General features: G+C 67.6%; 20 protein-coding genes and 4 pseudogenes. 9 read left to right on the forward strand and 15 right to left on the reverse strand.

Annotated elements, in window-relative coordinates; all coding sequences use genetic code 11:
• Positions 1-84: 84 nt before the first annotated feature.
• From AB0C82_RS08300 to AB0C82_RS08320, 5 genes are all read right to left on the reverse strand, one after another.
• Positions 85-489 carry an FhaA domain-containing protein gene (locus AB0C82_RS08300; RefSeq protein ID WP_362837648.1) on the reverse strand — a complete coding sequence of 135 codons (405 nt, stop codon included), beginning with the start codon at positions 487-489 and terminating at the stop codon, positions 85-87.
• Between the two features lie 26 nt (positions 490-515).
• A complete protein-coding gene (locus tag AB0C82_RS08305) occupies positions 516-662 on the reverse strand; it encodes a hypothetical protein (protein WP_362837650.1) in 147 nt (48 codons plus the stop codon).
• 441 nt (positions 663-1,103) lie between these two features.
• The gene (locus AB0C82_RS08310) at positions 1,104-1,772 is read right to left on the reverse strand and encodes an NAD(P)-binding domain-containing protein (RefSeq protein WP_362837652.1); all 669 of its coding nucleotides are present in this window, start codon (positions 1,770-1,772) and stop codon (positions 1,104-1,106) included.
• 72 nt (positions 1,773-1,844) lie between these two features.
• Positions 1,845-2,783 carry an SDR family oxidoreductase gene (locus AB0C82_RS08315; RefSeq protein ID WP_362837654.1) on the reverse strand — a complete coding sequence of 313 codons (939 nt, stop codon included), beginning with the start codon at positions 2,781-2,783 and terminating at the stop codon, positions 1,845-1,847.
• 52 nt (positions 2,784-2,835) lie between these two features.
• Positions 2,836-3,456, reverse strand: coding sequence for an NAD(P)-binding domain-containing protein (locus AB0C82_RS08320; RefSeq protein ID WP_362837656.1), 621 nt, complete (start codon positions 3,454-3,456; stop codon positions 2,836-2,838).
• 283 nt (positions 3,457-3,739) lie between these two features.
• Here AB0C82_RS08320 and AB0C82_RS08325 point away from each other — a divergent pair, with 283 nt between their 5' ends.
• Positions 3,740-4,651, forward strand: coding sequence for a LysR substrate-binding domain-containing protein (locus tag AB0C82_RS08325; RefSeq protein WP_362837658.1), 912 nt, complete (start codon positions 3,740-3,742; stop codon positions 4,649-4,651).
• 140 nt (positions 4,652-4,791) lie between these two features.
• On the opposite strand, the pseudogene AB0C82_RS08330 reads toward AB0C82_RS08325, so the two are convergent.
• Positions 4,792-5,231 (reverse strand): annotated as a pseudogene (locus AB0C82_RS08330) (transposase family protein); the annotation flags it as partial.
• A gap of 112 nt (positions 5,232-5,343) precedes the next feature.
• Between AB0C82_RS08330 and AB0C82_RS08335 the strand changes: the two are divergent.
• The 3 genes and pseudogenes from AB0C82_RS08335 to AB0C82_RS08345 form a co-directional block, all read left to right on the forward strand.
• A pseudogene (locus AB0C82_RS08335) lies at positions 5,344-5,483 on the forward strand (IS5/IS1182 family transposase); the annotation flags it as partial.
• 198 nt (positions 5,484-5,681) lie between these two features.
• Positions 5,682-6,347 (forward strand): signal peptidase I, encoded by a 666-nt coding sequence (gene lepB / locus AB0C82_RS08340; protein ID WP_362837660.1) that lies wholly within the window; start codon positions 5,682-5,684, stop codon positions 6,345-6,347.
• 68 nt (positions 6,348-6,415) lie between these two features.
• A complete protein-coding gene (locus tag AB0C82_RS08345; RefSeq protein ID WP_362837662.1) occupies positions 6,416-6,820 on the forward strand; it encodes a hypothetical protein in 405 nt (134 codons plus the stop codon).
• On the opposite strand, the pseudogene AB0C82_RS08350 reads toward AB0C82_RS08345, so the two are convergent.
• Positions 6,785-7,614: pseudogene (locus AB0C82_RS08350) on the reverse strand (IS5 family transposase). The gene AB0C82_RS08345 and the pseudogene AB0C82_RS08350 sit on opposite strands and share 36 nt — an antisense overlap.
• A gap of 249 nt (positions 7,615-7,863) precedes the next feature.
• Between AB0C82_RS08350 and AB0C82_RS08355 the strand changes: the two are divergent.
• Positions 7,864-8,499, forward strand: coding sequence for a hypothetical protein (locus AB0C82_RS08355; RefSeq protein WP_362837664.1), 636 nt, complete (start codon positions 7,864-7,866; stop codon positions 8,497-8,499).
• A gap of 650 nt (positions 8,500-9,149) precedes the next feature.
• On the opposite strand, the gene AB0C82_RS08360 is transcribed toward AB0C82_RS08355, so the two are convergent.
• Positions 9,150-10,208 (reverse strand): vWA domain-containing protein, encoded by a 1,059-nt coding sequence (locus AB0C82_RS08360; protein WP_362837666.1) that lies wholly within the window; start codon positions 10,206-10,208, stop codon positions 9,150-9,152.
• Between the two features lie 432 nt (positions 10,209-10,640).
• Positions 10,641-11,075, reverse strand: coding sequence for a hypothetical protein (locus AB0C82_RS08365; RefSeq protein WP_362837668.1), 435 nt, complete (start codon positions 11,073-11,075; stop codon positions 10,641-10,643).
• Positions 11,076-11,848: 773 nt separating this feature from the next.
• Between AB0C82_RS08365 and AB0C82_RS08370 the strand changes: the two genes are divergently transcribed.
• The 3 genes from AB0C82_RS08370 to AB0C82_RS08380 all read left to right on the forward strand — a co-directional run bounded on the left by AB0C82_RS08370 (position 11,849) and on the right by AB0C82_RS08380 (position 14,304).
• Positions 11,849-12,715, forward strand: coding sequence for a GNAT family N-acetyltransferase (locus AB0C82_RS08370; protein WP_362837670.1), 867 nt, complete (start codon positions 11,849-11,851; stop codon positions 12,713-12,715).
• 340 nt (positions 12,716-13,055) lie between these two features.
• Positions 13,056-13,655: a hypothetical protein gene (locus AB0C82_RS08375; protein ID WP_362837672.1), complete on the forward strand. Its 600-nt coding sequence runs from the start codon at positions 13,056-13,058 to the stop codon at positions 13,653-13,655.
• Positions 13,656-13,743: 88 nt separating this feature from the next.
• Entirely contained in the window at positions 13,744-14,304 is a 561-nt protein-coding gene (locus tag AB0C82_RS08380; RefSeq protein WP_362837674.1) for a hypothetical protein, read from the forward strand.
• A 20-nt stretch (positions 14,305-14,324) separates the two neighbouring features.
• Here the strand turns inward: AB0C82_RS08380 and AB0C82_RS08385 are convergent.
• From AB0C82_RS08385 to AB0C82_RS08395, 3 genes and pseudogenes are all read right to left on the reverse strand, one after another.
• A pseudogene (locus AB0C82_RS08385) lies at positions 14,325-14,543 on the reverse strand (IS5/IS1182 family transposase); the annotation flags it as partial.
• Entirely contained in the window at positions 14,544-14,990 is a 447-nt protein-coding gene (locus AB0C82_RS08390; protein ID WP_362837676.1) for a hypothetical protein, read from the reverse strand.
• 155 nt (positions 14,991-15,145) lie between these two features.
• The gene (locus tag AB0C82_RS08395) at positions 15,146-15,715 is read right to left on the reverse strand and encodes a hypothetical protein (protein WP_362837678.1); all 570 of its coding nucleotides are present in this window, start codon (positions 15,713-15,715) and stop codon (positions 15,146-15,148) included.
• Positions 15,716-15,850: 135 nt separating this feature from the next.
• Between AB0C82_RS08395 and AB0C82_RS08400 the strand changes: the two genes are divergently transcribed.
• Positions 15,851-16,834: a tetratricopeptide repeat protein gene (locus AB0C82_RS08400; protein ID WP_362837680.1), complete on the forward strand. Its 984-nt coding sequence runs from the start codon at positions 15,851-15,853 to the stop codon at positions 16,832-16,834.
• A gap of 148 nt (positions 16,835-16,982) precedes the next feature.
• Here the strand turns inward: AB0C82_RS08400 and AB0C82_RS08405 are convergent, their stop codons facing one another.
• The 3 genes from AB0C82_RS08405 to AB0C82_RS08415 form a co-directional block, all read right to left on the reverse strand.
• Positions 16,983-17,567 (reverse strand): SMI1/KNR4 family protein, encoded by a 585-nt coding sequence (locus tag AB0C82_RS08405; protein ID WP_362837682.1) that lies wholly within the window; start codon positions 17,565-17,567, stop codon positions 16,983-16,985.
• A 261-nt stretch (positions 17,568-17,828) separates the two neighbouring features.
• Positions 17,829-18,392 (reverse strand): TetR family transcriptional regulator, encoded by a 564-nt coding sequence (locus tag AB0C82_RS08410; RefSeq protein ID WP_362837684.1) that lies wholly within the window; start codon positions 18,390-18,392, stop codon positions 17,829-17,831.
• A 9-nt stretch (positions 18,393-18,401) separates the two neighbouring features.
• Positions 18,402-18,992 (reverse strand): sugar O-acetyltransferase, encoded by a 591-nt coding sequence (locus tag AB0C82_RS08415; protein WP_362837686.1) that lies wholly within the window; start codon positions 18,990-18,992, stop codon positions 18,402-18,404.
• Positions 18,993-19,474: the final 482 nt, after the last annotated feature.

Genomic DNA, 19,474 nt, shown 5'->3' on the forward strand with positions numbered 1-19,474 from the left:
CCGGGGTGGGGGCGGGAGTTCCGCGCGCCTTCCTGCACGGCCGTGCCTGGACGCGCGCCGAGGGGCCGGTGGCGCACCGCACTATCAGTCGTCCGGAAAGGCGTCCGCACGTACGTGGGGCATAGGGCTGCTGCTCACCCGGTAGGGGTCGCCCGACGGGCGCTCGGCGGGGCTGACGCGCAGGGTGAGCGGCCCCACCCACTCGTAACCCATGCGCTCGCCATGGCGAGCCAGGTCATCGGTGAGAGCCTCCCCCACGTTGCCACCGCTCCGCCGCACCAACTCCTCGTGCACCCGGGTGTCCAGTTCCACGTCGTAGGCGTTCGGCGCGACCACTCTGCTCTCGCTGCACACGATGGCCCGGGAATCGCACTCACGTCGCAACGCTTCGAGCAGTTCGACGGGCTCATGGCGGCGAGCCCGGGAGACCAGAGCACCTTCCCAGCGCTCCAGGGCTCGCTCCCAGCGTGTCAGTCCTCCCTTGGCCATCAGCCTGCCCTCCCGGTCACCGCCCCTCACCGGCGCCCGCGCAGCCGACCTAGGAGGCCGCGGGCCTGGGAGCGCTTACGCGGGTCGGCGGCGACTCGTCGGGCCGACACCATGGCCCGTCGTCCCTGCGGGCTGCGGGTGAACTGCTTGATGCGCATGACCAATCCGGACATGATTCCCTCTCCTTCGCGCTGTGTACCGTTCGCCTACCCGGTGCCACCGCGACGATGTCCGGGGCAGCGCCGAGAAATCGGACGGCCGTGTCCTCGGCGACGTCGGGCCAGTTCGGATCGTGTTCGCGGGCGGCGTGGAAGTCATCGTTCTCGTCCAGGAGCGTCAGGGCCTGGGCGACGGTCTCGATGGCAGCGGGGCAGTCGGTGGCCGGGCCCGTGAGGGCGCCGGGGTCGGGAGCGGGCAGAATTGGTGAGCGGTGGGCGGGGTCGTCGGTGACGAGGACGCCCACGACCGCGAAGGCCGGGCCAGGCGGAGTGGCAGGCGGTACGGTCGGCGGGCATCAGGCGAGGGCGGCGTCGGCGTCGGCGTGTCACCGTCGCGGCGGAAGCGGCCGATGCAGGTCTCCGCTGTGACGTCCGTGCCCAGGCGCAGCAGTACGGTTACCGCGTTGCGGTGGCCAGTGCCGCGCGGATGGCGTCCTCGCCGACCGGCTGGCCCTTCTCGTTCGAGGTCGGCCCGTACGGGGTCCCCCACACCGGCGTGTCCGTCGCCTGCCGCCAGCTATGGGCCAGCGTTCCCGCGTCTACCACGCTGTACCCGATGGATTCGATGAATTCGGTCACTGCCGCCTTCGCCGGCTCGGAGTCCCCGGCGATCGGCAGGTAGGAACGGTCAGCCGCCCCCACCGGGCGAGCGAGTGACAGCAGGTGCTTGAACCAGATGTTGTTGAACGCTTTCACGAGCATGGCGTCCGGGATGTAACGCAGCAGCAGCTCGCTGGAGGTGAGCGACTCTCTGTCGAGCTCGGGGATGTACCCGTCACGCTCGGGGCCGTAGTTGCACGTGTCGATGACCCTCTTCCCGGCCAGTGGCCCGGCGGGCAAGTTAGGGAAAGCATTGACCGGCACCGTGACCACGACGATGTCACCGGCAGCCGCGGCCTCCCCGCTCGTTGCCACGGACGCCCGTGGCCCCAGTTCCGCGGCCGTGTCGGCGAGCGTTTCGGGACCGCGCGAGTTGCTGAGCACGACCTGGTGCCCGGCCTCGATGGCGAGCCGCGCGATGGAACTGCCGAGGTATCCGCTTCCGATGAATCCCACAGTCGTCATATTCTCAGCGTCCTTCCAGAAGACCTGAGCCCTTGCCGTTTGCCGGGCTCGCTGCGATTCGGATCCCTGCCGTCAGCTGGCGGAGAAGTAATGGCCGTTTTCCAAATCGGCGAGCAGGCTGGGCTGAGCGGGTTCCCAATCGAGGGTTCGGCGGGTGATGAGGTTGGCCGCCGGGTAGTTCTGCGTGACCATGTTCGCGAGGAACCCAAAATATCCCGGCACCATCAGGACGTCCGCGGGAATGCTCACGACGGGCAAGCCCAGACGGCTGCCAATGGCCTCGGCGATCTCGCGGAACGGGATGGCCCCGTCCCCAACCGCGTGCCAGTATTTGCCAGCCGGCCCCTTCTCCAGCGCCAAGCGGAACAAGGAGGCGACATCACGGGTGTGCACGGCGTTCCACAGGTTCGCGCCGTCTCCGGGATAGCCGACGACGCCCTTCTCCTTCGCGAGCGAGATCAACGTGGGGAGGAAACCGGTACGGTCGGTCGTGCTGTGCGCGATGTTGGCAATACGCACGACCGAGGACCGCACTCCCCGCTCCGCGAGGCCGATTACGGCGGTTTCCACGACGTTACGGACTCGCAGGGTGCCCTTGTACTCATCGCCGCCGGGAAGGGCAGGGTCCTCCTCAGTGGCGGGCCGGCCCAGGTGCTGCCCGGGCGAGCCAATGCTCCCCGCTGCGACCAGCGGCTTTCCGGTGTCCGCCAGTGCGTCGCCGTACGCGAGCATGATCGGGAGCTCCGCGGCGGCCACGGCGTCGATCCCGCCGGACGGAAGCAGGTCTTGCCTGTGCGCGACGTGGATGACGCCGTCGGAGTCCGCGGCCGCCTCCTTGAGCCCGTCGAGATCCTGCAGGTCGCCGCGACGCACCTTCGCGCCGAGCGCGGACAGCGCCGCCGCCGCAGCGTCCGACCGGGCCAGGCCGGTGACCTCGTGCCCCGCGCCGATGAGCTCGGGGATGATGTACGAACCGGAGTGGCCGGTCCCGCCAGTGACGAAAACGCGCACGCTACTGCTCCTTGTGAATGATGTGGCGCGAGAAGTGGTGGTGCGGGTGCTCTCAGGCAGAAGTGTTGATGCCGAGGGTGAAGTTGAAGCTCCCCGCGCCATAGCGGCCCAGGCCGATCATCACCAGGCCCGTTCCCTCCAGCCAGCGCGCCATTCCCAGGAGGCCGGTGTCCATCGGCCGCAGCCCGAGGCTCTTGATGAATGCCGACACAGCCGCCTTGGCCTCGGCGTCGTCGCCGGCGATGAGCACGTCCAGCGGGTCGCCCTGCGCCAGCATGTGACCGAAGACGGTGTTGAACGCCTTCACGACGTGCGCGCCGGCGGGGGCGACCTTGGCGATCTCCTGTGCGCCGGAACTGCCTTCGGGTGTCACAAGGCCCTGAGAATCGGGGGAGACGGGGTTGGTGACGTCGATGATGACCTTGCCGTGCAGTGCGTCCCCGTGCTCGCTCACCACCGCCGCCGCGCTGGCGTACGGCACGGCGAGGATAACGATGTCCCCCGTCGGGGCGGCGCCGGCCGTCCCGACAGTGGCGCCGCCGAGCACGGCGGCCAGGTCCGTGACCTTGGCCGGGTCGCGACCGATGATCTCGACTGCGTTGCCACCGGCGAGCGCCCGGCCGGCCAAGGCCCTGGCCATGTTCCCCAGGCCGATAATGCTGATGCTGCTCATTGGTGTGCCTGCTTTCTTGAGCTGGATAGGACGCCGCGCCTACCTCGTCGTAATTAACGGTCGTGCCGTCGGCTCTGTCGAATGACGCGACGGACGGCGCTCAATTCCTGATGTGGTCATGGGCCTGGGCCTTGCCACCAAGTAGCGACTCCGAATTCCTATGCCGGATTTACTTCGGCCCCGCTAGGTACTCATTTAGGTTGCCATTGGCCTGAGTTGGTGTCCAAGACCTCTTCAAGTCGTGGTGATACCCTGAAGGCATCACCGGACCGGGAGGCGCTCCATGGATCTGGACCTGCGCAAACTGCGTTACTTCGCTACCGTGGCCGACCAGTTGCACTTCAGCCGCGCCGCCGATGAGCTGCACATCGCGCAGCCGGTGCTCAGCCGTCAGATCCGCGCGCTCGAGCAGGATCTCGGCGCCTCGCTGTTCACCAGGGACCGCCACGGCGTGGAACTGACCGACGCGGGCCGACAGCTGCTGGCCGACGCCGGTCCGCTGCTCGCCTCCGCGCACGCGGTCCGCCGCCGGGTGACCGTGGCCGCGCGTGGCAGCCAGCGGCTTACTGTCGGCTTCCGAGCAGGCATTGCGGTCATCCCGGCGGCGCGGGCGTTCGAGGCCCGGCACCCGGACGTGGTCGTGGACGTGCAGCGGATCGAATGGGGCGACCAGGCCGCGATGTTGCTCGACGGCCGCATCGACATCGGCTATGTGCGGCTACCCATCGACGAGGCCGGCCTGCGCGTCGTCCCGCTGTACACCGAGCCGCAGGTGGCGGTGCTGCCCGCCGGCCACCGGTTGGCCGGCAAGGAGGAGGTCACCGAGGCCGACCTGGCCGGCGAACCGCTCGTCTGGCGTGCCGACCCGAGCACGCAGCCCACCAGGCGCCCGCACCCTAACGCCGGGTACCTGGTGCACGGGGTGGACGAGACGCTCGAGCATGTCGCGGCCGGCCGGGGCATCTCGTTCCTGGCCCGTTCGGCGACCGTGTTCTACTCACATCCGGACATCAGCTACGTGCCCATCCCTGATCTGGCGCCCGACCAGGTGTGCCTCGCAGTTGCGGCATCGCGCACATCGCCGGCTGTCGATGACTTCTTCACCGCGGCTCAGGAGATGGCCGAGATCACAGCAGAATGCGGGAACTACGAAATGTGGCAGCTTGGAAGCGATGCCGTTGCAAAGCACGGTTGAGCAGTCCGACTGACCACAGCAGCGCCAACAGGGGCACGTCGGCCACAGCAATGGCGAAGGCATTGAGCTAGAGGGCGGAGGCGATGTTGGCGCACAGTGAACCTTTCTCGGTAACGTCTCGTGACGGTTCGTGATCATGGTCAGGCGGTGCGGCCGCGTTCGAGCTGGAGCAGAATGAGTGCGGCGCGGGCAATTCGGGTGATCGCTGCCGGGTCGAGGATGACGCGGCGCAGGGCCAAGGTGACCTTCAGCAGGACGTTCGCGCGCTCGGCAACACCGTGGAGGCCCCGGTCACCTTGTTGAATGCCTTGTGGTGCTCGGCGAGTTCACTGCCCTGCGGTCTCTTGACCGGGTAGCGGAAGCTATCGCCGACATTCTCGTAGCCCAGGTCGGTGAGGGTGGGAATCTCCACAATGGTAGGTAGCGAGCTGGTCGAGGGCGTGGATCAGGCCGTGGGCGCGGCGCACGTGGTCCCGTGCTCGCGGCCGGCCCGGACCCCGCGGAAGACCCAGAACGGCCAGCCCTCCGGGACCGAGATGACCTGCACGTTCCCGCCGGGGTGCTCGTGTTTCCCGGACCACCAGGGATGGGAAGGTTCACCCTTCGCGCGCTCCCAAAGCTGATCCACAAGTCCTGAGCATTGCACGTCGCCGTCGGGTGTGGTGGCGAGCAGGGTGCGCTGTTGGCACCAGGCGGGCAAGCTGGACTGGTCACGGGCGGTGATCGACGGCTCGCACCACCAGGCGCGTCGGGGCGGCCCAAAACGGGCCCGAGCCCGGTCGACCGTGCCAGACCGGGCTCAAAACACCACGTGATCACCGACGCGCACGGCCGACTACGGATCCGCGACGACATTCACGAAGCCTTCCTCAAACTGGCCTGCTGCGTGATCACCTACCGACGCGTCAAAGCTTGTGTCAGCTCCTCCAAGCGGCCTTTGGAGCGAGGTGCGTTCCCGTCCTGAGTCCGTTTAACCTCTGCTGGACCGCCCGGCCTTGGGCGGCTTGCGGAGTTCCAGGAGAAGGTGTTCATGCAGCAGCGGGGAGTGGGCAGCGGGCTGAGAGTCGCAGCCTGGGTACTGGTGCCACTCGGGCTCCTTCTGGGCCTGGGGGGCTTCGGGTACTTCTTCACGAGCTACCAAGGGGTCACCGTCATGGGCCAGTCGATGGAGCCCACGTATCGCATGGGCGAGCGGCTGGTTGTCGAGCGTCTGGACACGGGTGAGATACGCAGGGGTGATGTCGTACTCGTCCGAGTGCCCGACCGCTATGGGAGCGCACCGGTCCTGCAGCGGGTCATCGGAATGGGTGGTGATCACGTCGTAGGCGATGAAAATCGGATCGCGGTGAACGGGAAGCCGGTCGACGAACCGTACGTGATGCGCGGCGAAGTGAACCCGGCAAGCGAGCCGTACGACGTACAGGTGCCGAACGGGCGACTTTTCCTGCTGGGAGACAACAGAGGCAACGCGAACGACTCGCGGTTCTTCCTCGACGAGCAGTCGGGCAGCGTCGCGGCCTCCGGAGTGCTGGGGCGAGTACAGGAGGGCTTCGCTGTGTCGGCGGCGTTGTTGGCGCTCGGAGCCCTCGGCATTGTGCTGACCCTGGTCGGGATCGGTCTGGGGATCGCCGGGTACGCGGCCGGGCGGCGTACCCGGCGGCCGCTCGCGGCTGCGCAGCCGCGGTCCGTGGTCTGAGAACTCCTAACGGAATGACTCTTTGGGGCGGCTCCTCGTCGTGAGGTGCTGTCGGGCAGCATGGGGCGATGGACTTCGATCAACCGCTGCCTCGCGAGCTGAAAGCCGTTGATTCGGCCTCGCTGTTCAGGCTGGAGGAGCGGGCGTGTGACCTCGGCCTGAGCCAGCGGTTGGACCCGGCTTGGGTGCGAGCGAAGGCGGCGCCTGATGGCACCCACTACTTGTGGCCGGCCTTGTGGCACGGCCTGTCCCACCGCCCGGACGTTCCACTTCAGCTGCGGTGCGAGCTGCTGATCACTCTGCATGCAGGAGACCGGGTGGTGAGCCTGCTCGACGTGCTTCCCGACGACTTCACCCCGCTGTCGCGGGTGACCTCACGCGAAGAAGGCATGCAGGTCAGCCAGCTCTTTGACCATGTTCCTTCGGTCAGGGAGTGGCTACTGCGGGAGGGCGAGGGCTCGGGTCAACTGTGACAGGCGTCGCCAGCAGATGAGTGCGCATCCCAGGGTGAGGAAGGCTTCGTGGATGTCGTCAGGGACCTCCCAGCGGATCCGCAGGCGGCGGAACCAGTGCAGATGAGCGAAGGCGCGCTCGACAACCCAGCGTTGGGTTCCGAGTCCGGAGCCGTGTTCGGTGCCACGTCGCGCGATCAGTGGCTTCACGCCGAGCGCGCGGACGAGGCGACGGTACTTGTCGTGGTCGTAGCGCGGTCACCGAGCACGACGTCGGGGCGGCGCCGCGGTCGGCCTCGCTTGCCTCGCACCGGCGGCACTGCCTAAAGCGTGGGACGAGCTGAGTGACGTCGTTACGGTTGCCGCCGGTCAGGGTGACGGCGAGCGGAATGCCGGTGGCATCGGTGATCAAGTGGTGCTTGCTGCCCGTCCTGCCCCGGTCGACAGGACTTCGTCCCGTCTTGGGGCCCCTTTTAACGCCCGGATGTGGGAGCCGTCGACCGCCGCCCGGGGGAAGTCCAGGGCGTCCGCGCTGCGGAGCTTGGCCAAGAGCGCTTCGTGAAGCCGGGGCCACACGTCGGCCTCAGTCCACTCGGCCAGGCGCCGCACGTCATACCCGAACCGAAGCCGAGCTCCTGCGGCAGGTGTTCCCAGGCAATCCCGGTATGCAGGACGAACAGGATGCCCTGGAACACCAGCCGGTCCGGGTGCCGCTTCCGTCCCGGATGCCGGGCCCGACGCTCAACCCTGGGCAGCAGCGGCTCGATCACCGCCCACAACTCGTCCTCGACTTCCCACGGCTTCGGCCGAGCCACCCCGCAACCCCCGATCAACGCTCTTGGAGGGATCCAACCACCTCGAAGATCATTTCGTTAGGAGTTCTGAGGCGCGAAGTCTGCGGCTTGAGGTCGGCGGCGTGAGCTCGGAGGCATGAGGTCGGCGGCGTGAGGCGTGAGGTAGGAGGCGTGAGGCATGAGGCCGCGGTCTGCCGCACCTCGTGGGGTGCGGCATTGGCCTCCGCTGACCGCGCGCAACACCGGTGCCGCGATCAGTAAGGTCGCGGCATGAACGGTGCGCGGGTGGTGCTGATCGGCGGAACGTCGAACGTAGGGAAGTCGACCGTCTCCGAAGCTCTGGCGGTGCGGCTGGGGTTCGACTACCTCTCCACCGACGGACTGGCGCGTCATCCCGGGCGGCCCTGGCGGACGCCGGAGTGGGAGGTGCCGGCCCACGTCGCCGAGCATTACGGATCACTCACCGTCCACGAACTGATTTCGTCTGTCCTCGACCACTACGAACGGCTCCGGCCCCGGATCGAGGAGTTGGTCGCGGACTACGCGGCCGGGAGTGGCGCCCATGAGGGTCTGGTACTGGAAGGTTCGGCCCTGTGGCCCGTCTGGGTTGCGAGTCTCACGGCCCCCTGTACCGCTGCTGTGTGGCTGACCGCGGATGAGGCCCTCATTCGGGCCCGGGTCCACGAGGCCGGCCGCTACGCGGAAGCCGCGAACGAGGAACGGCTTCTGATGGACAAGTTCGTGGCCCGCACTGTGCGCTACCAGACACTGATGCTGGACGCCGTCGACAGCCTGGGGCTCGATCGCATCGACACCGGTGGCGGCGAGTCCGTTGCGGAGCTGGTGGACAAGGTACTCACGACCGTGGGTGCGCAATATGCGATCGGTCGGTCGCCCGGCAGGTGACGGCATGACCAGCTGGAGTGGAAGCCGATCTGAGCTGAGCTGAGTCGGCTCATGGTGCAAAGACTGTCTGGAGTTGTCTTCCAAATCCCAGCTGGGCGCATACCAAGGGCGTGCATCGGTATGGGCCCAGCTGGTATCTGGCCGTCACGGGACTGTGTCCACGCGCCTGGCGGAGACGGCGACTTCCCTGTCGCGCGCTGCTGCCTCGACGCGTCCGCGGTCGGTGCATGTAACCGTACTGGGCCAGGGTGCGCGGCGCTTCGGATCGATGTGCCCGTAAGTCGGACCCGGACTGGGTCATTGTCCGGAGGCAGAGGCACTGCCCCGCTTGGGGTAGCGATCCGCGCCAAAAGGGTCTTTGAGCGTCGTCGCGTGGGGGCCGAGACTGCCTACGTGAGGGCCACCGCCCAGGCAGGCCGAGAGCCGATGGAGCCGCCCGCATATGTGACCGTGGTCGATTCGCTCCACAGAACCGCCGCCCCTGACGGTCCAGTTGTCGGTGAGCGGATCCCCTTCGGTGCCGGTGACCGGCTCCATTTGTGGTTCCACGGTGTGGGATCGGCAGAGGGTCGCCGCCGACGCTGCTGGTGCTGATCGCTTTGCTGATGCTGCACGCGTTGCACTGCGAACTCAGCCTGCATCACTGAATTTCAGAGCATGATGAGCAGACGTGTCTTCGGCTTGAGCTTTCTGTTCACCGAACGGCTCTGCACGTATACCTCCAGCTTGGGATTGGTCCCCGCCTTCACGGAGACGGTCCCCCGAATTCCCGTACCGAACAGAAGGCTGCGCGCCGCGTCGCCTGTGTATGCGCGGTCTGTGTCCTTCTCGACGACGATGACTTCCTTGTCGGGCTGCACCTGAACCCGGGTGCCGAGCTGGTAGTAGCACGACCCGCGCTCGTACGTCACGCCCGGATGTGAATCGACGAAGGAACGGATCTCTACCTCCGTGTCGACCTTCAGGAGTCGGTACTTGTCAGCCGGGACCGGTTCGAGATTCGCCCGCACGTCGTCAACCGATATGTCCTGCCCGACCGCGAAAAGGTTCTTCGTACCGCGCACGCCCTGCTCGCGGCCGCGTAGGAAGCTGGTCGCGGCGGCGCGCACCGTACCGATCGCTTCCTCGACACCTTCCTGGGAGTCCGCATCCCAGATGGCGATGTTGCCGGCCGGGAAGCCGTAGTTCTGCGCGGTGCGCTTCGCCAGGGAGTTGGGAACGAGGATCGCGGAAGTCCAGTGGCCCGGAAGAGCACCCATCTTCGCCGCGATCTTGTCGAGCCAGGGGCCGAGGATGGTCATGTCGCCGTCGTGCCGTCTGTCGCCACCGGAGGCGTTCTCCTCGCCGTCCGTCACCACGATCTGGAGGAAGCTGTGCTCGCCATACTCCTCCCAGATGTGGCCGAGGTCGTCCAGAGACTTCAGAGAGGCTTCGATGAGGGCGGTCGCGCCGTTGTTGACCTTGTACAGCCCTCGCATGGACGGCAGGTGCTTCACGTCCATGTCCCAGACCAGGTTCTCCACCCTGTGGTCGAAGGAGTAGAGACTGATCCGGGTCTCATGCCCGAGACTGTCCGACTCGGACTTCAGGCCCGCCACGAACTCGTCTACAACTCGGATGAGTTGGCTCTGGTGCTGATGCATGGAACCGGAACAGTCCACTACCAGCGCGACGTGATTCACCTTGTGCTGGATCTTGTTGGCGGACACGTTTTGCTCCTTCTCCGAGGCTCCCCAAGTGATGTCTCCACACTATGGGGAGGCACTGACAACGGACCTTGACCGCAGATCAGCCCACCTGGCGGAGCAGTGGCACTCGGCGCTCAAGGAGTCCGAGAGCCCAGGCTCACCCAGGTGACCCTCCCCATCGTGCGGGCCCAGGTGGTGAACCGGGAGTGGGTCAGCAGTCAGGCACCCGGAGGGCCCGCCACCGCACTGTGTGACATCGCCACGTCTTCGTCCCGCAGCACCGCCGAGTAGAACCGCTTGCTCTCCTCGCTTCCCGCGATGTCCACGGCGTCTTCCCGCCGACTCGGGAACCGTGCCCTGCTGGAGTGGCTGTCGTGCTCGATTTCGCGGGGGCCTGTCTTGTCGGCGCGTCCTGATCGCGCCGTCGTCCCGCGTCATGCGGGCCGTGAACCTCTATGCCACCCAGCAGTAGACACCTTGGCCTTGGTGTCGGGCGTTGCTGACGAGGGAAGCCAAATCGCCGAGGATCGCCTCGGTAACATCCGTTTCGATGACCTCGCCGTCTTCCGCGCGCTGTGCGACCCACAGTGCGGCGACCTCACGCAGAGTGGACTCCGTAGCCTCAGCGAGTGCGGCGGACAGGCGCGGTGAGATGGCGAAGACAACACACCCGCTGTTGCCCCGGCCGGCGACGAGACGCGGCTCGTCGGCTGCGATGAGCTCCTCGTAGCTGCCGTCGGTAAGCAGGCACTCCCAATCGACCACAGCTTCCTCAGGATCGAAGTTACCGAAAGAGAGTGACTCGTAGGCACGTCTCGGCCCGGTCTGAAGCGTGGTGGCCGCTGAAGTGTCGTCCGGGGCCACGAAGAACTCGACGATGGTGCTCATAGCGCGATCCTGCCCGACCCCCGCCGGCGGTCGGGCATCCGGGGGCAGGGTGACCTGACGAACGCCCCGCTCGGTACAAGTTCCATGCAGGCGGTCTTGCTTGTGGGCCGCTACTCCTCACCACGACGTGGCCGGTCAGACTCGCTCGACCGAAGGTCGGCGTTCTGTCCCGGTGGTGCGGTGCGCTGCCTCAAGTGTGAGCGGGAAAGTCAGGATGGCCGACGTAGGGCGAAGCAAGGTCACGCAAGTCGGTGCATGGCCAGGGGTCGCAGGCATGGCGCGCCAGGATGCGCCGTTTCGCCTTGCGCACCCACGGCCCACCCCGACTTGGCCACCTCTTCGTGGACTCTTCGTAGCGTGGAACGCAACTCAGATTCCGCGATCTCGGAGCCCCGCCGGCGCGCACGGGCGGGGGAGCGCGTGACGGGGATCCCTGCTGCAGATGATGGCTTCCGCGAAATACCTCCTCCGCACCCGCACGGCGTCACCCGGGCGACGCCGTACGCCTGCCCGCCCGTATGCCGGAGCACCCAACTGCGCAACGTGCCGACGCGCCGTTCGATCGCGTTGTCCCCGACCTCTGTCGCGCGCACGTTCCACGCGGGTCGTGCCGCCTGTGGGAGGTACCTCGGACGCATCCCGCACACCGTCCCGCGGTCCGGTCGGTCCGGCACGTCGCAGCGGAGCTGCCTGACAGGCTCCGGATCCGGACCACGCGTCCGCCGGCCGGAATCCGGGTGCGGGCGGGCGGTGCGGTGGTGTGTGATCGGTGAATGGCAATAATGCTGGGCAGGCCTGAAGTCGGCATGTTGGAAACCGCTGTTGACGTGCTGCGGGAGTGGCAGCACGACGGGGCGCCGATGCACCTGCATCCGGGTGACCTGGGCTGGTTCTGGCGGTCTGGTGCGGAAGCCACCGCCGCTGCGGTGAGGACCTGGAGCCGGGACGGGCGGATTCTTGCCGTCGGGCTGCTGGACGGTCCCGGGCTGCTGCGACTGACGATCGCGCCGGCCGCCAGACGGGATGAGGAGCTGGCGCAGCAGTTGGTTGCCGACGTGACCGTCCCGGGGCGGGGCGTTCTGCCCGAGGGGAGGGTGAACATCGAGGCTCCGACGGACGCGCTGATCCAAGACCTGCTGACCGAGGAGGGCTGGGGTGCAGATGAGCCGTGGGCTCCCCTGCGCCGCGATCTCACGGAGCCGGTATCTGACCCCGGCGTGCGGATCGAGGCCGTCGGCCCGGAGCAGGCGCGCGTGTTCGCCGCCGTGCATCGGGCGGCGTTCGACGGGTCGAGGTTCACGGATGAGGGCTGGCAGGCGATGGCGGCAGGACTGCCGTATGCCGACGCCCGCGCGCTCGTCGCGTACGACGAGCAGGGCCGCGGGGTGGCGGCGGTGACGGTGTGGTCGGCCGGCCCGGGCAGACCCGGGTTGCTCGAACCGATGGGCGTGCACCGGGAGCATCGCCGGCAGGGCTACGGCGAAGCGATCAGCCTCGCCGCGGCGGCCGCACTGCGGGAGCTTGGCTCGTCGAGTGCGATCGTCTGCACCCCCAGCTCGAATGTCGGCGCAGTCGCCACGTATGAATCAGCCGGATTCTTGCGGTGCCCCGAGGTCCGGGACCAGGTCCGGAACGTATAGGAGCTGGTCCCGTCGCGGCAGGCGGGGCCGGGGCCGGGGCCTATACAACGCCGCGGCAACGACCCCGGCATGTTCCTCACCTGTGTGCACCGCATCCAATCCCCATGTGGTGCACGCATCCGATCCCCATGCGCACCGATCGCCTCCGCACTCACGAGCTCCTTTGTCCGAGGCAAGGAGGGCGGCACGCAGTCGCGGCGGCCCTGATGGTGAAGAGCGACCGCCGGGAGCCGAGCCGTCGGCGTCGGCGCCGACAAGCACAAGCCCTTCGGTCGCCCAAGGATCCGTTGCCAAAGGGGGTGGCCGGGCCCGCTTCGTCGCAGCCGGGCAGGATGGGACCGTGATCGGCTATTGGAATCCGCTACCCACGGCTCAACGGGTCATCGAGAACCTCGGGGAGCGTGCGGGTGAACTCTTCACGGGCGCCTGGGATCAACGGAACTGGCGCAACGTTCCGGGCCCGTTCTACGCCGGCGAGACCGACAGCATGGCGACCGGGCGCCTGGACGCTCCGGATCACATTGGCTATGACGATGATCTCGGCGGCGGTTTCGGCTCCGAGTTCATCTATCGCCAGCCGGTCGACGAGCACGAGACCGCAGCCGTGATTGACGGCTGCCGGATGGAGTTGTACCGGGGCTACAATTGGGACGGTGACGACCATTGGACGGTGGACGCCGTCCGCGACTGGTGGCGGGACCGAGCCCGCGTTCGGGAATGGGCTGTCGCCATAGCCGCCGACTGGGGTGCGGACGCACACCCCCACTGGGGCTTCAACGCCGACCCGCGATACCTCAGCCACTACCACGATGCAGCTCAGGGACATCGTGATTTCGTCGCCTACATCGATGGCGGACTGGAGACCTACCTGCGCGGCTACCTCTTCTGGCTCGATCAACGCCGTGACCCGCGCGACGACGACGTGCTTCCTCGCCTCTAGTGCCTGTCCGACGGATCTTCAGGCCGCACCGGTTCCCTGAGCTGAAGCGGCCGCTCTCAGCCACCTCAGCGCATCAAGGAAAGACCAGTTGACACCTCACTCCCTCGCGTTCTACACGGACGTGATCAGGTCCGGAACGGTCCTCGGGGCCAAGCCGACGGACAGTCCCGACCAGGTCACCGCGATCCTGGGCTCCGACTTCGCCGAGAACTCCCCTGACGGCCGGAGCATGTGGCGCGACTACGGAATGGTTGAGTTCTTCTGGGGCCGGGAATCGCGCGACCACCCGTGGGAGGGCCACCACTTCACCCTGCAGGTGCATCGGCTTTCATGGGGCGGAAGCGTTGTCAACAGGGAGATACGCGAACGGTACGGCCGCTTCGACCGCCACCTCCGCTTCGACAAGCTGGAACGGCTGCTGGCCAAGCGCGGCGTGCGCATGGAGGACGTCCCGGACTCCAACGCTCCGGTCTACAGCCTGCACTGGCAACCTGTCTCCCAGGTGTCCGTGATGGCGTTCCGGTCTCCTGAGAGGGGAGAGCGCCGGCGGGGCGGTGCGCGTATCGGTGACGTGTATGCCCTCTCATCATCGATGAGTGCCGAGCAGGTGGCCTGGTACAGAGCGCGCTACGGTTGTCAGAACGCCTAGGGCGCTCCGATGTCTGCTGTTCACGGTCCGAGCCATAACCTGATCGCCGCTGCTGTGACCGTCCCGCTGAAGACGTACGCCCTCTCGTCGTAGCGCGTGGCGATGGCTGGGAAGCTCATAGGCCGACTGATGGGCCGGTCAACTTCGTTGCGGCGTCGGTGGACTGTCCTGCAACGGCCGGCGCTGCGGCTTTGCCGTCTTTGCAGGTGACCCCGGTTACGTCGGGACGAGTGCGCCTTTCACGTGCTCGGACGCCACCGGAACCAGTAGCCCGTCCCTCCCGCCTGGTGGCCGGTGCCGCAATGCCGAAGCTCACCCACAAGCCGAGTGGCACCGTCAGGTACCTGACGGTGCTGCTCCAGCAACGCGTCCAGTTCGTCATAGCGGGCGTCCATTCCGCTCTGACCTCGGTAGTCCGGCTGGGCCGTCCCCGCCACATGGCGCTCGTTCCAGCTGACATAGAGCGCCCACTGCTCGCGTTCCCACTCCAGCGCAGCCGGGCTCGCGGGCCAGACTCGGAACTCATCGTCCTCGTCGCCGAAGTACTGGCCGTAGCCGTCGAAGTAGTGGGGCTTCCCGTCGATGGCAGTGAGACCGACGCGAGGTCCGTCGTACCACTCCAGCTCGACGTACACCCGCTCGAAACCGTCCGCGATCAACTGCACTTCATCCCAGGTCTCAACCACACAGGCAGATTACCGACGAGCGAATCTCCGATCCGTGATCGCGCTCTACGACTGGAGTACCAGGCATCGGCGTCATCGCGTCGCTGCCCCCTGCTCCGTTGCTTCGTCGGCTGTTGCGTGAATCCTCCAACGTGGCCGCAGGGTTGTCCCGTCCGTCAAAGGCCTGACGGATGGATGGAAAGCCAGTCAGTATGCCGGTTTCGCGTCCGATCCCGTTCCGCGGGTGTGGGGAGGAAGACGTCGGCGCCGCCGTCGTAGGGACAGTGGATGCGTCGCATCCGGGTGTCGGTGATCAGGGCTCCCGCCACCTTGTCGTCAGCGGTGTCACGCAGCAGCCCGTCGAGGCAGCCGCGCTGCCAAGGCCGGCGGGCGACGAAGAGGTGGCAGTACGTGCGGAGCTCCGGGTCAGGATCGTCTTCCACCAGGAGGCTTCGCCAGTAGCCGGCGTCCGGCTGGAGCGGCGCAACCTCGGTTCCGGCGGCCCAGACCGGTGTGATCACGTATACGTCCCCGTCGGCGAACAGGTCATCGAGGACCGTGTTGTAGCGGTCCAGGACGACGGCGTACTCGCTCTCGTCCTCCGCGTATCGCTTGGACTCCGGCAGGCTGTGGAAGCGCACCCAGACGTCTCGGTACGGGTCGCGGAGCTTGTACCCGACCGGAGGACAGTTGGGCCAACGCTGCTGCCACAGCTCCGTCAGAGCCGACTGCGCGTCTTCAGACATCTGGTGTTCTGGTCCTCTCGCTCACAGTCCGGCCGACGCCCAGGCTGTCCGGGGGCCGTCGGTCCGGCGGCGCCAGCCCTCCGCCTGGCAGGGGCCGGGGAGGGAGATGGCCGTTGCCGGGGATATCCTCCCCCGATGTCGAATCGGTCGGTAGCAGCTGCAGTCGGTCTCGCACAGGTCATGGCGCACTGCGGGGGCAGTCCAGCGGCAGCCGTACAGTATCTGGCCCGTGCCATAACCTCCGCTCCGGGGAGCCCCGAGCCATACGCGGCTCTCGCCGACCTGTGGCGGGAGTCGCCGACGGAGCTGGCCGCCGTCGTCCAGGACTCCGACTCCCTGGCCGGGGTACTGACGCAGTCCTACATCGGTTTCCTCAAGGGCGACATGGACGGGGCTGCGATGGCGCTCGGGTCGGTCACGGGCGCGCGGCCCGACATCGCCTGGGCCGAAGCCCCCTGGTTCGGCGACGATCGCTTTCTGGGCTCGGTGGGTGCCGAGGCGCTGGCCGAGGCCGCGATGCGGACGATGGACTACGGCCATGACCTGGACACGGACAACATGCGGGAACGGTTCCAACCCTGGTTCCGAGCCATCGAAACCGTCTCTGCCCAGCGCCCGTTGCCGGAGGCGATGGCCAGGATGGCGATCCTGCTGCGGGCGTGCGGCCTCACCGACGCCTCGTTCGCCCTCTGCGACCGGGCGGACTCCGTTGAGCGGATCTCGATGACAGAAGTCGTACGAGCGGGTACGTGGCGCAAGTTGGGCAGCCCTCAGCAGACCGGAGCGGCCTTCGAGCGCGCCCTCGCCCTGGATCCGGCCAACTGGTCGCTCTATCTCGATCTGGCCGACGTGCGTGCCGAGCAGGGGGACTTCTCCGACGCGGTACGGCTGATCGGGCTGGGACTGGAGCATGAGCCGAGCGAGATCACGCTCCGCGCGGCCGGGGCCGCCTACCGGGCACGGCTCACCGGCTCCCCTGCCGAGTTGAGCGCACTCATCGAACTGGCGCCGGATCTGCCGAACGGCCCGTACCGGGGTGTGCTGATCGATTACGCGTGCGCTGGTGCCTCGTTGCCTCACGAACTCGTCGCCGCCGCCCGCCGCATCCGGAACAGCTGACTTCGGTCACGTTCCCGCCTGGCTGCGTGCGTTCCTTGGCCGGATCACTGCTCAGCCGAAGGCCGCCTGCGCGTAACGCAGTTACCGGTCCGAGTGATCAAGCACTACGAACCGTTCGGCCTACGAGGTTCGAGGTCGAGTTACCGGGCTACTCGGAGCGCCACCAGCCCTGTCCGAGGTGCCAGTCCCTCACCCAGTCCAGGAAGCCGACTCCAAGTTCTCCGGACGAGGAATAGGGTGTGGCGCATCCGTCTCTGAGCCACCACACCTGGCCGCGCTGCGGGCCGGTCACCACCAACGTCCAGTAGTCGCCGGGTTGGTCACTACCCAGTAGCACCGAGCCGTGCTGGTAGGTCTCATGCAGTGGCGACGAGTGGAGGGCGTGGTCGTAGTACTCGTACTCCCACTGCCATTCACCTGCAAGCGGGAAGGGCCGGTCGGGCTTGCGTACGGCGGTGCCGTCGAACGGCTGAGGACTCATCCAACAGTCAGCCTTCCAACTGACCCAGCTGTCGGGCTTTGCTCCCAGAGGCAAAAGACCGCCCTCGTAAGTCGGGCCCTCGGTCGTACCGTTCGCGATTTCGGCCGCGAAAGTGCGATACGGCTCGGGCAACACGACACCGTGCTCGTCCTCCCAGGACCGAAGCCCCTCCCAGCCCAGCGGCCGGCGACGGGCCTCTGCCGCGAAGGCTTCACCTAGCAGGGCTATCGCGCTTGAGATCGCATCTTCCACGCTCTACAGATATCACCAGCCACCGACATCCAGCCCTGGCGCACAGCACAGTGGGTCAAAGATCGAGCCAGGCGTTACGTCCCCGACCGAACGCGCCTCAGGCGCCGCGCCACGCCCGTCAGGTACGAGTCGCGCCCGTGGGGCGCGGTGTCAGGGCCGCGCCCCACGGGCTGTCCTTGTGCGACGCCACGCCGCCCACGCACCGGCATGCCCATACGCCCGCACGCTCGCACGTCCATGCGCCGCCAACGTCCTACCCCGCTACGCCACCGGCACCCCTACGGCGGCAGCGGTGAGGCGCGCCACGGCCAGGCGTGTCAAGGCGCGGTCGTGGGGTGCGTCGTCCAGCGCTCGGTGGAGCGTCATCCCCTCGATCAGCGCGTCCAGTTGCCGGGAGGTGTCCGCGTCGAAGTGCTGCTCCAGCAACTGGCGGCTGCGCCGCATCCACGCCCGCGTCAGTGACCGGTACTCCACGTGCCGGGCGGCGAGCGTGTACAGCTCCTGTGCCAGGACGAGATCGCGGCGCGGGCCCTCGGAGAGCGTGTGGATGAGGTCGGTGACCGCGTCGCGCGCCCCGTCGGTGCTGTCGGCGCCGCTCAGGTGCAGTTCGAAGAGGTCCTCGACGTGCCGGGCGAACCCGGTGAACGCCTCCCGCAGCAGCTCCTCGATGCCCGAGAAGTGGTACGTCATCGAGCCGAGCGGCACCCCCGCGCGGGCGGCGATCTTGCGGTGGGAGACACCCGCGACGCCGTCGTCGGCGATCAGGTCGAGCGTGGCGGCGAGGATCCGCTCGCGCCGCTGTGGATCCGTCTGTCCGGTGGCCATGAGGTACGCCTAGACGCTGCGGACGGGCCGCGCGGGGTTACCCACCGCGACGACGTCGGCGGGCACGTCCTTGGTGACCACCGCTCCCGCCCCGATGACCGAGTTGTCGCCGATCGTCACTCCGGGACACACGATCACTCCCCCGCCGAGCCAGACGTTGTCGCCGATGGTGATGGGCAGTGCGGCTTCCAGCTTGTCGCGACGGGGCTGCGGCTCCACGGGGTGCGTGGGCGTGAGGAGTTGGACGTTCGGGCCGATCTGGCAGTCCTCACCGATGGTGATCTGCGCGACGTCCAGTGCGGTCAGGTTGTAGTTCACGAACGTACGCGCCCCGACGGTGATGTTGCTGCCGTAATCGACGTGGAGCGGCGGGCGTACGTCGACACCCTCCCCCACGGCGGCGAGCAGTTCCGCCAGCAGCGGCCTGGCGGTGACGGTGTCCTCCACGTACGCGGCCTGGTATCGCGCCGCGAGCCTCATGGCGCGCTGCTGGAGGCGTGCGATCTCCGGGTCGTCGGCGACATAGAGATCGCCCGCGAGCATCCGCTCCAGGTTGGTGCGCGGGTCGTCAGCGAAGTAGTCCGTCTTCTCGGCCGTCATGCGTACGATCGTACACTGTGGGGTGTACGGTCGTACGCTCTTTTGGTCGCGCACCTGCGGGCGGCAGTGACCCGAGTTTCGCCGTCGCGTGCCGCGCCGAGGGCTCCGGCCCGGACGCTCACCGAGCCCACTACGGTCGCTGCGCCCGGTGGGCTACACGTCGGGAGCGGAGAAGGGCGGCCACTCCCCTTCCCCCGTCCAGCATCAGCGCCATGGGCAGCGTCAACAGATTGCGCCAGATGCCCCGCGTGGCTTCGTACGCCGCCGCCTCCGCGACAAGATGCCACCGCACCTGTCCGCTCCGGCCGCCACTCCCGTGCGCCACACGATGGTGGAGTGCACCAGGTGCGGCGTCCCGGGCCGCCCGGAAGCGCTCCCGGACGGCCTCTGCCGCGCCTGTCGCCCCACTCTCGCGACAGCCGCGGACTGTGTCACCCACACCGCCGTGGGGCGTGACGTGCACGCCCTCGTCAACCAGCTGC

The sequence above is a fragment of the Streptomyces sp. NPDC048560 genome (assembly GCF_040650955.1).
In the GTDB taxonomy this organism is placed as follows: Bacteria; Actinomycetota; Actinomycetes; order Streptomycetales; family Streptomycetaceae; genus Streptomyces.